This window comes from Kitasatospora sp. NPDC048662, from assembly GCF_055587065.1.
Genome location: NZ_JBVJHA010000011.1, coordinates 122,988 through 135,440, shown reverse-complemented (window position 1 = coordinate 135,440; position 12,453 = coordinate 122,988). Strand labels below are relative to the sequence as shown.

Annotated in this window: 10 protein-coding genes; 2 read left to right on the top strand and 8 right to left on the bottom strand. The window is 70.9% G+C overall.

Annotation, left to right across the window (positions count from 1 at the left end; genetic code table 11):
* Positions 1-3 precede the first annotated feature (3 nt).
* The gene (locus ACZ6R9_RS26195) at positions 4-711 is read right to left on the bottom strand and encodes an MBL fold metallo-hydrolase (RefSeq protein ID WP_465540677.1); all 708 of its coding nucleotides are present in this window, start codon (positions 709-711) and stop codon (positions 4-6) included.
* Positions 712-936: 225 nt separating this feature from the next.
* Here ACZ6R9_RS26195 and ACZ6R9_RS26190 point away from each other — a divergent pair, with 225 nt between their 5' ends.
* Both ACZ6R9_RS26190 and ACZ6R9_RS26185 read left to right on the top strand, forming a co-directional pair.
* A complete protein-coding gene (locus tag ACZ6R9_RS26190) occupies positions 937-1,686 on the top strand; it encodes a peptidylprolyl isomerase (RefSeq protein ID WP_380488041.1) in 750 nt (249 codons plus the stop codon).
* A 206-nt stretch (positions 1,687-1,892) separates the two neighbouring features.
* The gene (locus tag ACZ6R9_RS26185; RefSeq protein ID WP_380488039.1) at positions 1,893-3,122 is read left to right on the top strand and encodes a DUF349 domain-containing protein; all 1,230 of its coding nucleotides are present in this window, start codon (positions 1,893-1,895) and stop codon (positions 3,120-3,122) included.
* A 664-nt stretch (positions 3,123-3,786) separates the two neighbouring features.
* Here ACZ6R9_RS26185 and ACZ6R9_RS26180 read toward each other — a convergent pair.
* From ACZ6R9_RS26180 to ruvB, 7 genes are all read right to left on the bottom strand, one after another.
* Positions 3,787-4,578 (bottom strand): hypothetical protein, encoded by a 792-nt coding sequence (locus tag ACZ6R9_RS26180; RefSeq protein ID WP_380488037.1) that lies wholly within the window; start codon positions 4,576-4,578, stop codon positions 3,787-3,789.
* A gap of 88 nt (positions 4,579-4,666) precedes the next feature.
* The gene (locus ACZ6R9_RS26175; RefSeq protein WP_380488034.1) at positions 4,667-6,958 is read right to left on the bottom strand and encodes a RelA/SpoT family protein; all 2,292 of its coding nucleotides are present in this window, start codon (positions 6,956-6,958) and stop codon (positions 4,667-4,669) included.
* A gap of 201 nt (positions 6,959-7,159) precedes the next feature.
* On the bottom strand, positions 7,160-7,714 hold the full coding sequence (locus ACZ6R9_RS26170) for an adenine phosphoribosyltransferase (RefSeq protein ID WP_380488032.1): 555 nt from the start codon (positions 7,712-7,714) through the stop codon (positions 7,160-7,162).
* Positions 7,715-7,738: 24 nt separating this feature from the next.
* Entirely contained in the window at positions 7,739-8,839 is a 1,101-nt protein-coding gene (secF, locus tag ACZ6R9_RS26165) for a protein translocase subunit SecF (RefSeq protein WP_380488030.1), read from the bottom strand.
* A gap of 3 nt (positions 8,840-8,842) precedes the next feature.
* The gene (gene secD / locus ACZ6R9_RS26160) at positions 8,843-10,624 is read right to left on the bottom strand and encodes a protein translocase subunit SecD (protein WP_380488027.1); all 1,782 of its coding nucleotides are present in this window, start codon (positions 10,622-10,624) and stop codon (positions 8,843-8,845) included.
* Positions 10,625-10,777: 153 nt separating this feature from the next.
* On the bottom strand, positions 10,778-11,176 hold the full coding sequence (gene yajC / locus ACZ6R9_RS26155; RefSeq protein ID WP_380488025.1) for a preprotein translocase subunit YajC: 399 nt from the start codon (positions 11,174-11,176) through the stop codon (positions 10,778-10,780).
* 184 nt (positions 11,177-11,360) lie between these two features.
* On the bottom strand, positions 11,361-12,434 hold the full coding sequence (ruvB, locus tag ACZ6R9_RS26150; protein ID WP_465540672.1) for a Holliday junction branch migration DNA helicase RuvB: 1,074 nt from the start codon (positions 12,432-12,434) through the stop codon (positions 11,361-11,363).
* Positions 12,435-12,453 lie beyond the last annotated feature (19 nt).

Genomic DNA, 12,453 nt, shown 5'->3' with positions numbered 1-12,453 from the left:
CCGTCACATTCCTCGTCGCGGGAAAGCCTGGGCGCCGACCGCCCCTGCTGCCTGCTGGAGGTAGGGGTTGGTGGCGCGCTCTCGGCCGATGGTGGTCTGCGAGCCGTGGCCGGAGAGCACCACGGTCGCGTCGTCGAGGGGCAGGCACACCCGGGCCAGTGAGCGCATGATCGCGCCGCTGTCTCCGCCCGGGAGGTCGGTACGCCCGATGGAGCCGGCGAACAGCAGGTCGCCCGAGAACAGCACCGGAGGAATGTCCTGAGCTGCGGGTGTCCTGAACGTCACCGACCCCTTGGTATGGCCGGGCGCATGATCGACGGTGAGCCGCATGCCGGCGAGTTCCAGCACGCCGCCGTCGGTCAACTCGCGGACGTCGTCCGGTTCGCCGACGGTGATCGAGCCCATCAGCTGCTGCCCGAGGGAGCGCCCGAGGGCCTTCTCGGGGTCGGCCATCATGTACCGGTCCTCGGGGTGGATCCAGGCGGGCACGCCCTGGGCGCCGCAGACCGGGACCACCGAGGCGATGTGGTCGATGTGCCCGTGGGTGAGCAGGACCGCGACCGGCTTGAGCCGGTGCTCGCGGATCAACTCCTCGACGCCGCTTGCCGCTTCGTGCCCGGGATCGACGATCACGCACTCCTCACCGGCGGCGGGAGCGACCAGGTAGCAGTTGGTGCCCCAGGCCCCGGCGGGGAATCCGGCGACGAACACGCGAGTCCTTCGTTTCGTAACGGTGGCGGTCTTGTTTCCCCCGCAGCCTACCGGCGGCACGGGGCCGCGGGCGAACCGGTTCCCGCGCGCGTTCAGGCCTTTCTCATGTGGCATTGATCCCGTACTGACGCGCGGGGTCCCTACACTTGGCCGCCGACGGGTGCGACGATGCGCACACGACAGTCACAAGTCCCACTCCCCACAGTGCAGTAGGAGACACGGCCGGTGGTCAGCAGCGAACAGCGGCGGCGACAGCTCGCCCGCGAGAAGTACGAGCGCCAGATGCAGGCGCGCGCCGAAGCGGCGACCAAGCGCAAGAAGCGCAACGTCGTGGTGGCCTCGGTGGCGGCCCTGGTGGTGCTGGCGGGCGTCGGAGCGACCGCGGCCGGTGTGTTCGGCTCGGACAAGAAGGACGACAAGAAGGCGTCCGCCGCGCCCGCCCCGTCGGAGAGCGGCAAGAAGTGGGCGGCCGAGCCGGCCATGTCGATCGACGCGGCGGCGCCGTACACCGCGACGCTGGACACCTCGGTGGGCAAGGTCACCCTCTCGCTGGACGCGGCGAAGGCGCCGCACACCGTCAACTCCTTCGTGTTCCTGGCGGGTCAGCAGTACTTCGACAACTCCACCTGCCACCGGCTCACCACCGACGGCATCTTCGTGCTCCAGTGCGGCGACCCGACCGGCACCGGCCGCGGCGGCCCCGGCTACCAGTTCCAGGACGAGAACCTGACCGGCGCGACCTACCCGGCGGGCACCGTGGCGATGGCCAACGCCGGCCCGAACACCAACGGCAGCCAGTTCTTCCTGGTCTACAAGGACACCCAACTGCCGCCCCAGTACACCCCGTTCGGCAAGATCACCGGCGGCCTGGACGTGCTCCAGAAGGTCGCCGAGGCCGGCGTCAAGGGCGGCCAGACGGACGGCCCGCCGGCCACCCCGGTCGACCTCAAGGCCGTCACCGCGGCCAAGGGCTGACCCGCCGCGAAAATCGACCGGCGCCGGATGCGGACAGCACCGGCGCTGGTCGCCTATGTTGCTGTTGTATAGGGTGCCCAGCACCGTCGGCCGTCACCCTCGGCACGACAACGACGGCTCGGGACGGCGGACTCCATCGGTCCGCCGCACATCAACTGTGGACGACGCTCCCGCCCGTGGGCGTGGCGTCATGTGGAGGAGGCGCTGTGAGCAGCGACCCGTGGGGCCGTGTCGACGAGCAGGGGAACGTCTACGTGAGGACGGCCGACGGCGAACGCCAGGTCGGCTCCTGGCAGGCCGGCTCCCCCGAGGAGGCCCTCGCCTACTTCGAGCGCAAGTACCAGGGCCTGGAGGCGGAGATCGCGCTCCTGGAGCACCGGGTGCGCAAGACCGACCTGGCCGCCAAGGAGGCGCAGACCGCGCTGGAGCACCTGCGTTCGCAGGTCGTCGAGGCGCACGCGGTCGGTGACCTGGAGTCGCTGACCAAGCGCCTGGACACGCTGGCCGGTGAGATCGAGACCCGGCAGAGCGAGCGCAAGGCCGCCCGGGCGAAGGCCCAGGAGGAGACCCGCGCCGCCAAGGAGGCGCTGGTCGCCGAGGCCGAGCAGCTCGCCGACTCCAACCAGTGGCGGGAGGCCGGCGACCGGCTGCGCGCCCTGGTCGACAACTGGAAGGCGCTGCCGCGCCTGGACCGCAAGAGCGACGACGAGCTGTGGCACCGCTTCTCGCACGCCCGCTCGGTGTTCTCCAAGCACCGCAAGGCACACTTCGCGGCCCTGGACTCGGAGCGCGACCACGCCCGCGCGGTCAAGGAGAAGCTGGTCGCCGAGGCCGAGCAGCTCGCGAACTCCACCGACTGGGGCCCGACCGCGGCCGCCTACCGTGACCTGATGACCCGCTGGAAGGCCGCCGGCCGCGCCCAGCGCGAGGCGGAGGAGGAGCTGTGGGCCCGCTTCCGCGGCGCCCAGGACGTCTTCTTCCAGGCGCGTTCCGCGGTGTTCTCCGAGCGTGACGCCGAGCAGGGCGAGAACCAGAAGGCCAAGGAGGCGCTGCTGGTCGAGGCCGAGGCGATCCTGCCGATCACCGACCTGAAGGCCGCCAAGGCCGCGCTGCGCGACATCGCCGAGCGCTGGGAGGCGATCGGTCACGTCCCGCGCGACGCCCGTCCGAAGCTGGACGGCCGGCTGGCCACGGTGGAGCGTGCCGTCCGCGAGGCCGAGGAGGCCGAGTGGCAGCGTTCCAACCCGGAGGCCCGGGCGCGCGCCACCGGCATGACCGCGCTGCTGCAGTCCGCCGTCGACAAGCTGCAGTCCGACCTGGACAAGGCCCGCGCGGCCGGCAACACGTCGAAGGCCGCCAAGCTGGAGGCGGAGCTGGCGGGCCGTCAGGCGCTGCTCGACCAGGCGCAGAAGTCGCTGCAGGAGTTCAGCTCCTGACACGGCTTCGGCAGAGGGGCCCGGTCGCCGTTCGGCGGCCGGGCCCCTTGTCGTGCTGCCCCGGTTGTCGCTGCCGAGATCGGCGGCGGTGAACGCGTTGTCGCCTTCGGCCTGTCCGATCAGTCCGGTGTCGGGGCTGAGGAGTCCGAGTCGCATGAGGCCGAAGGCCACGGCGTACCGGGGGACGTAGGTCGATCGCGGTCCGGTCGGGGCGGGCGCGATGCCGTGTGCGGTTTCCCGGCCCTCGTGGCCGGTGAGGTGTGCGGTGGGGCCGTCCATCGGGCCGGGCTCGGCGATGATCGCCCGGTGCAGGCGTGCGGCGACGCCCCCTTGTTCGGCGGCAAGGACGGGCTGATCGGCGCGGTGCGCGACAGAGCCGTCGCCGGCCTGTTCCAGGACCTGTCGGCGGCGCCGACCCGCTGACTCTCGAACTGGGCGGGGCCCTCGACGGCCCCACGGCCGAGGCCGCATTCCGCTCGACGATCCACGCCACGCTGCGCGGATGGACGATCCTCTCGGCCGCCTGCTCCTCCTGAAGGATCACGGCAGGCCCGGGGTGGCAGCCGCCCCCTCCCCCAGCTCGATCCCGCCGAAGCCCGTCCCCCGCACGATCAGGGACACGCGCCTCCGTGGCGCGGCACGGCCCGCCCAGGACCGCGATCCCTCAGATCGTGGTGGGGCCGGCCTCGGGCTGGAGCTGGTCGATGTCCACGCTCTGGTCGGGGCCGGGGGTGGCGGAGGGCACCGGGGTGCCGAACTCGCTGAATTCGACCGCGCCGACGGACTGCTCCAGCCGCAGCGGCACCGGCGACCCGTCGGTGGCCACGTACAGGGTGGCGGTGCCGCTGTCGGTGCCGCGGGTGAGGGCGATCGCCGGGCGGCCCTGGACGGTGCTGGTGGCGCCCTTGGCGAGGTCGCTCGCGGTGCTGCCGAGCTGGTCGGCGAGGGCGCCCAGGTCGCACAGGCCGGCGATGTCGCCGAAGTCGGGGTCGTCGCTGGTGGTCTTCAGGTAGCGGTCGCCGACCGCGTCGGCCAGCGCGGATCCGCCGTGGCTCTGCCAGAACGCCTGGTCGGGTTTGACCCACAGCTCCTGCCCGGCCTTCACCACCTGGAAGCTGCCCACACCGGCCTGGCCCAGCGTGCCGGTGCAGTTGCCCGCGGTGTCCAGCCGCAGGTCCATGGTGATTGCCTGGCCCTCGCCGCCGACCGTGCCGACCGCCCGGACCGCGTGGGCGTCGGTGAGGGCCTGGACGGACTGCTGGAGGATCTCCTCGGCCGATCGGCCGGCCACCCCGTTGTCGCTGCCGGGGGCCGGGGTGGTGACGCTCTGGCCGGCCGCCGCCGGGCTGCCCGCGGCGGCCGGTCCGGCGGAGTGCCCCGAGCCGCCGCAGCCGGCCGTCAGGGCCGCAACAGCCGCCGCGACGGCCACCGCCGTCGTCGTCCGAATCGCGTGCACGGTGCCTCCGGGAATGAGCGGGCCGCCCCCACCCGGCCAGTGTCGGCGGGGCGGGGGCGGCCTGCACGCGGAGTGCTCGCGCGGGGTGCTACTTGTTGCGGGCGGAGGTGACCCGGTACACGTCGTACACGCCTTCGACGCCGCGGACGGCCTTCAGCACGTGGCCGAGGTGCTTGGGGTCGCCCATCTCGAAGGTGAACCGGCTCATCGCCACCCGGTCGCGGGAGGTCTGCACCGCCGCGGACAGGATGTTGACGTGTTGGTCGGAGAGCACCCGGGTGACGTCGGACAGCAGCCGGGAGCGGTCCAGCGCCTCCACCTGGATGGCCACCAGGAACACCGAGGACTGGGTGGCCGCCCACTCGACGTCGATGATCCGCTCGGGCTGCTGCTGCAGGGACTCGACGTTGACGCAGTCCGCGCGGTGCACCGAGACGCCGTTGCCGCGGGTGATGAAGCCGACGATCGGGTCGCCGGGCACCGGCGTGCAGCAGCGCGCCAGCTTCACCCACACGTCGTCCACGCCCTTGACGATCACGCCCGGGTCGCCCTTGGCCCGGCGACGCATCGAACGCGGCTGGTGCGACGGGGTGGTGGTCTCGACGAGGTCCTCGACCGCGCCTTCCTCGCCGCCCATCGCCTGGACCAGCTTCTGCACGATGGCCGGCGCGGCGACGTGGCCCTCGCCGATCGCCGCGTACAGCGAGGAGATGTCCGGGTAGCGCATCTCGTGGGCGAGGGTGACCAGCGAGTCCCCGGTGAGGATTCGCTGGATCGGCAGGCCCTGCTTGCGCATCGCCCGGGCGATCGCCTCCTTGCCCTGCTCGATCGCCTCCTCGCGGCGCTCCTTGGAGAACCAGGCGCGGATCTTGTTCCGGGCCCGCGGCGACTTGACGAAGTTCAGCCAGTCCCGGGACGGGCCGGCGTTCTCCGCCTTCGAGGTGAACACCTCGACCGTGTCGCCGTTCTCCAGCGTCGACTCCAGCGGCACCAGCCGGCCGTTCACCCGGGCGCCGATGGTCCGGCAGCCGACCTCGGTGTGCACCGCGAACGCGAAGTCCACCGGGGTGGCCTTCGCGGGCAGCGCTATCACGTCGCCCTTCGGGGTGAAGACGAACACCTCGTTGCTGGACAGGTCGAAGCGCAGCGACTCCAGGAACTCGCTGGGGTCCTCGGTCTCCTTCTGCCAGTCCAGCAGCTGCCGCAGCCAGGCCATCTCGTTGACCGCGTCGGCCTTGTCGTGCTGCCGCTTGTGGGTCGGGGTGTCGGTGCGCACCTTGGACGCGCCGGCCACCGCCCGCTGCTTGTACTTCCAGTGCGCGGCGATGCCGTACTCGGCGCGGCGGTGCATGTCGAAGGTGCGGATCTGGAGTTCGACGGGCTTGCCGCCGGGACCGATCACCGTGGTGTGCAGCGACTGGTACATGTTGAACTTGGGCATCGCGATGTAGTCCTTGAACCGCCCCGGCACCGGGTTCCACCGCGCGTGGATGGTGCCCAGCGCCGCGTAGCAGTCGCGGACGGTGTCGACCAGGACCCGGATGCCCACCAGGTCGTAGATCTCGGCGAAGTCCCGGCCCCGGACGATCATCTTCTGGTAGACCGAGTAGTAGTGCTTCGGGCGGCCCGTCACCTGCGCGGTGATCCGCGCCCCGCGCAGGTCGCCCTGCACCTGGTCGATCACGGTCGCCAGGTACTCGTCGCGCTTCGGGGCACGCTCGGCCACCAGCCGGACGATCTCGTCGTACATCTTGGGGTAGAGGATGGCGAAGGCCAGGTCCTCCAGCTCCCACTTGATGGTGTTCATGCCCAGCCGGTGCGCCAGCGGGGCGTAGATCTCCAGCGTCTCGCGGGCCTTCTTCTCCTGCTTCTCCCGCTTCAGGTAGCGCATGGTGCGCATGTTGTGCAACCGGTCGGCGAGCTTGATCACCAGGACCCGCGGGTCCTTGGCCATCGCGACGACCATCTTGCGGACGGTCTCCGCCTGCGCCGCCTCGCCGAACTTCACCCGGTCCAGCTTGGTGACGCCGTCGACCAGCAGCGCCACCGAGTCGCCGAAGTCGTGCCGCAGCGTCTCCAGGCCGTAGTCGGTGTCCTCGACGGTGTCGTGCAGCAGGCCCGCCATCAGCGTCGGCGCGTCCATGCCCAGCTCGGCCAGGATGGTCGCCACCGCCAGCGGGTGCGTGATGTACGGGTCGCCGCTCTTGCGCTTCTGCCCGCGGTGCCACTTCTCGGCCACCGCGTACGCCCGCTCGATGTCCTTGAGCAGGGCCGGATCGGCCTTCGGGTCGTTGGCCCGGATGGTCCGGAACAGCGGCTCCAGCACCGGGTTGACCATCGAACTGCGCTGTCCGCCCAGCCGAGCGAGGCGAGCCCGCATCCCGCCGGGCGAAGGGCGGGAACTGGCAGTCGCAGCCGTGGGCACAACCTCGTCGGGCAAGGACACTCCTACGTGCAGACGGATCAACCTTCATCGTACCGGCGGCACGGTGGCCTTCCGCGCCCGGCCGACCCTCCCCACATGGAAAGCCGCCCGGGAACAGGATCTGTTCCCGGGCGGCTTCCGACGCGGTCTTCTCGCTCAGACCACGACCAGGGTCTCCAGCGGCGCACCGTGCAGGTGCGGGGTCAGCCGCTCACGGCCCGGCAGGAACCCGAGCTCCATCAGCACGACGACGCCCACCAGCTCGGCGCCGGCCTCCTGGACCAGGTCCAGCGAGGCGGAGATGGTGCCGCCGGTGGCCAGCACGTCGTCCACCACCAGCACCTTCTCGCCGGGGGCGAACGCGTCGCACTGCACCTCCAGCGTCGCCGACCCGTACTCCAGGTCGTACGAGCGGGAGAACACGGCGCCGGGCAGCTTGCCCTTCTTGCGGATCGGGACGAACCCGATTCCGGCCGCGACCGCGGCGGGCGCGGCCAGGACGAACCCCCGCGCCTCCAGGCCGACCACCTTGGTGGCGCCGAGTTCCTTCGCCCGCTCGGCCAGCGCCCGGGTCAGCGCGCCGAACGCCTCGGCGTCGGCCAGCAGGGGGGCGATGTCCTTGAACAGGACGCCCGGCTTCGGGTAGTCCTGCACGTCCCGGATCCGGCTGTTGAGCAGCTCGGACAGGGCGGGGTCGGTGGTGGAGGTCACGGGGGTTCCTTAACTGACGCGGATTCAGCGCTTGCCGGAGGGCCGTCCCTTGCCACGGGAGCGGCTGGTCGGCTGGTTGCGCTGTCCGACCATACCTGCCGCGATCTCCTCCTCGATCATCCCGTCCTCGCCCCGGGCCTCGGCCTCCTCGGCCGCCTTGGCCTCGGACGCCCGGCGCTGCAGGACCCGCTTGGCCAGCGCCTTCATCTCCGGGGTCTGCTCCTTGAGCTGCGCGAGCAGCGGGGTGGCGACGCAGATCGAGGAGTAGGCACCGGCGGCGAGGCCGATGAACAGGGCCAGCGAGATGTCGTTGAGGGTGCCCGCGCCGAGCAGGCCGCCGCCGATGAACAGCAGGGCGGAGACCGGGAGCAGCGCGACGACCGTGGTGTTGATGGAACGCACCAGGGTCTGGTTGAGGCCGTGGTTGGCGGCCTCGCTGTAGGTGCGGCGGGACTGCTTGGTGAGGCCCCGGGTGTTCTCCTTCACGGTGTCGAAGACGACGACCGTGTCGTAGAGCGAGTAGCCGAGGATGGTCAGGAAGCCGATCACGGTACCCGGGGTGACCTCGAAGCCCACCAGCGCGTAGACGCCGATGGTGATCAGCAGGTCGTGAATCAGCGCGACCAGCGCGGCCAGCGCCATCCGCCACTCGAAGGCGATCGCCAGGTAGACGGTCACCAGCACCATGAAGATGACCAGGCCGGTCAGCGCCTTCTTGGAGATGTCGGCACCCCAGGAGGGGCCGATCACCTGGGCGTTGACGTCCTTCTCCTCGACGCCGACGGCCTGCGAGAACTCCTTGGTGAAGCTCGTCGCCGACACCGACTCCTCGGCGCTGATCTGGATCCGGACGTCACCCTTGTCCGTGGTCTGCACCAGCGCGGTGTTGGAGCCGGTGATCTTGTTGGCGGCGTCCTTCGCCTGGGACACCGTCAGTCCGGGCTTGTGCACGGTGTAGACCGAGCCGCCCTTGAACTCGATGCCCAGGTGCAGGCCCATGGCCAGGCCGATCGCGGCCACCAGGACGATCACCGCGGAGATCGAGTACCAGATCTTCCGCTTGCCGACGAAGTCGAACGAGACCTCGCCCTGGTAGAGGCGGTGACCGATGTTGCGGAGCGACATGGGTCAGACCTCCTGGGTCTGCTGGGAGGGGGCGGGACGGCGGCGGGAGCCGCGGATCGGCGGACGGGCGCCGAGCCGCTTCGGGTCCAGGCCGGACCACGGGTGACCGCTGGCGAAGAACTTCGTACGGGCCAGCAGGGTGATCAGCGGCTTGGTGAACAGGAAGATCACCACGACGTCCAGCAGCGTGGTCAGACCCAGGGTGAAGGCGAAGCCCTGCACCTTGCCGACCGACACCAGGTACAGCACCGCGGCACACAGGAAGGACACGAAGTCCGACACCAGGATGGTGCGCCGGGCCCGCGGCCAGGCTCGCTGCACGGCGGGACGCAGCTGGGCGCCCTCGCGGACCTCGTCACGGATGCGCTCGAAGTACACGATGAAGGAGTCGGCGGTGATACCGATCGCGACGATCGCGCCGCAGACCGCGGGCAGGTTCAGCGCGAAGCCGATACCGGCGCCCAGCAGGCTCATGATCGACCAGGTCAGGATCGCGGAGACCGCCAGGCCGGCGATCGAGACCAGGCCCAGGCCGCGGTAGTAGACCAGCGAGTAGACGACCACCAGCATCATGCCGATCAGACCGGCGACCAGACCGGCCTTCAGCTGCTCGGAGCCGAGCTGCGGGGAGACGGTGGTGACGTCGCTCTTCACGAAGTCCAGCGGGAGCGCGCCGTAGCTGAGCACGTTGCCCAGCGACTTGGCGTCGGCCTGGGTGAAGGTGCCGGAGATGACCGCGCTGCCGCCGGTGATCGACTCGGACACGTACGGGTGCGAGACCACCTGGCCGTCCAGCACGATGGCGAACTGGTTGCCCGGGCTCTGCTGGGTGGCGAGCTTGCCGGTGGTGGCCGCGAAGGCCTTCGAGCCCGCGTCGTTGAACGACAGGTCGACCATCCAACCCTTGGCGCTCTGGGTGTCGTACACGGCCTGCGCCTTGGTGACGTCCTGGCCGTTAACGGCGACGCCGCCGAGCGCGAACTTGTACCAGAGGCCCTGTTCGGCATCGTACGAGCAGGCCACGGTCGGCTGGGCCGGGTCGGTGGGCTGGTAGTTCTTCCGCTGCTCCTTGACCGAGCAGTCCAGCGCGGCGAACTGCTTCTGAAGCTCGGCCGGGGGGGTGCCCTGGGTCAGCGCGGCGGTCATGTCCGCCTGGGAGGGGGCACTGGCACCGGAGCTCGGGGCGGCCGAGCCGCTGGCCGGGGCGGAGGCGGAGCCGCTCGCGGAGGAGGTCGGGTCGGCCTGCAGGGCGCCGGAGACGGCGCGGCCGGCCTTGCTCGACGAGGCGTTCGGCGAGGCGGGCGCGGAGGCGCTGCCCGAGGCGGACGGGCTGGCCGAGCCGCTGGGCGCCGAAGAGGGCGAGCCACTCGGCTGCGGCTGGGCGCTCACGCCGCTCGGCGCGGCGGCCAGGACCGGGCGGAAGTACAGCTTGGCGGTGTCACCGACCTTGTCGATGGACTGCTGCGTGTTACCACCGTCGGGGATGTTGACGATGATGTTGCTGTTGCCCTGGGTCTGGACCTCGGCCTCGGAGACGCCCATGCCGTTGACGCGCTTCTGGATGATGCCGACCGCGGTGTCAAGGTTTGCCTTGTTGATCGCGGAAGGATCGTCCGACTTGGCGGTCAGCGTGACGCTGGTGCCACCGGCGAGGTCGATACCGAGACGCGGCTTGGTGTAGCCCGTCCCGAACATGAGGGCCACCAGGCCGACGGTGACCACCAGGATGAGCGCCAGCGCCCGCCCCGGGTATCCGTCGCGCGACCGCGACTTGGGTGTTGCCACCTTGTTCGTTTCTCCCTGTCCATGCCGCCCGGCGGCCGGCCCCGGGCCCCCGCGCACGGCGGGGGCCCGAAGGAGACGGACGCACGGCGGCCCAAGAGGTCCTGTGGGCTTGCGGCGGATGCCGCTGGTCGGGGAGAGAGCCCCCCGGCCGTACTACTTGCTCTCGGGAGCCTCGACGGCGGCCTTCGCCTCGTCCTTGGACAGGCTCAGCGGCTTCTCGTCGGCGTCCGTGCCCTCGACGGCCTCGGCCTCGCCATCCTCCGACTCGTCCTCGGCGGGACGGCCGTTGATGATCGCGTCGTACTCGAGCGGCTCCAGGACGGCCGCGATGGCGCCCTTGGTGTAGTGGGCCACCACACCCGGGGCGATCTCGAGCTCGACCGTCTCGTCGTTGACCGCCTTGATCAGGGCGTACATGCCACCGATGGTGCGGACACCCGACCCCGGCTGCATCGAGCTCTGCACGCTCTGCATCTGGTCCTGCCGCTTCTTCTGCGAACGGAACAGCAACAGCATCAGCAGCAGCGGAAGAACGAAAAGGATGAGTTTCACAGCCAGGGTCCTTAGTCGGCCACCGGTCGGATGGCCAGTGCGTGTACGTCGGCCCGTCGGGCGAGAGGGGCGGTCCGGCGGAGTCTAGGCGACCCGCACTGAACGGACAACGCCAAGCATGCCAGTGTGGCGCCGAAAGTGGCGAGCCTTGGCATGGACATAAACCGCCGATAAACAAACCCGGTTACGCCTGGCCGTCCGCCCGCAGTTCGGGCTGCGCCCCGCGTGGCGCCCGGGCCGACTGCGGAGGCGTCAGCCCCAGGTGCTGCCAGGCCGCCGCTGTCGCGATCCGCCCGCGCGGGGTGCGGGCGAGCAGTCCCTCCCTTACCAGGAAGGGCTCGGCGACCTCCTCGACGGTCTCGGCCTCCTCCCCGACGGCGACCGCCAGCGTGGACAGACCGACCGGTCCGCCGCCGAAAAGTTTCAGCAGCGCCTCCAGCACCGCGCGGTCCAGCCGGTCCAGTCCGCGCGCGTCAACCTCGTACACCTCCAGCGCCCGCGCGGCGATTTCCCGGGTGATCAGACCGTCGTGACGGACTTGCGCAAAATCCCTCACCCGGCGCAACAGCCGGTTGGCGATGCGGGGCGTGCCGCGCGAGCGGCCGGCGATCTCCGCCGCGCCCGCCGGGTCGATCTCGACGTCCAGCAGGCCCGCCGAACGGTGCACCACCCGCTGCAGCTCGGCGGGCGCGTAGAACTCCATGTGGCCGGTGAAACCGAACCGGTCGCGCAGCGGCGGCGGCAGCAGACCGGCCCGGGTGGTCGCCCCGACCAGCGTGAACGGCGGCAGCTCCAGCGGGATCGCGGTCGCCCCCGGCCCCTTGCCGACGATCACGTCGACCCGGAAGTCCTCCATCGCCATGTACAGCATTTCCTCGGCGGGCCGGGACATCCGGTGGATCTCGTCGAGGAACAGCACCTCGCCCTCGCTCAGCGAGGACAGGATCGCCGCCAGGTCGCCGGCGTGCTGGATCGCCGGACCGGAGGTGATCCGGATCGGCGCGTTCAGCTCCGCCGCGATGATCATCGACAGCGTGGTCTTGCCCAGCCCGGGCGGGCCGCTCAGCAGCACGTGGTCCGGCGCGGCGCCGCGCTGACGGGCCGCCTGCAGCACCAGCGAGAGCTGCTCGCGCACCCGCTCCTGGCCGATGAACTCCTCCAACAGCCGCGGCCGCAGCGCCGCCTCCACCGCCTGGTCCTCGCCGTCGGCGGACGCCGTCACCAGGCGGTCAACGGGCTCGGACTCGTACGGATTCATCGGAAAAGGGCTCCCCATT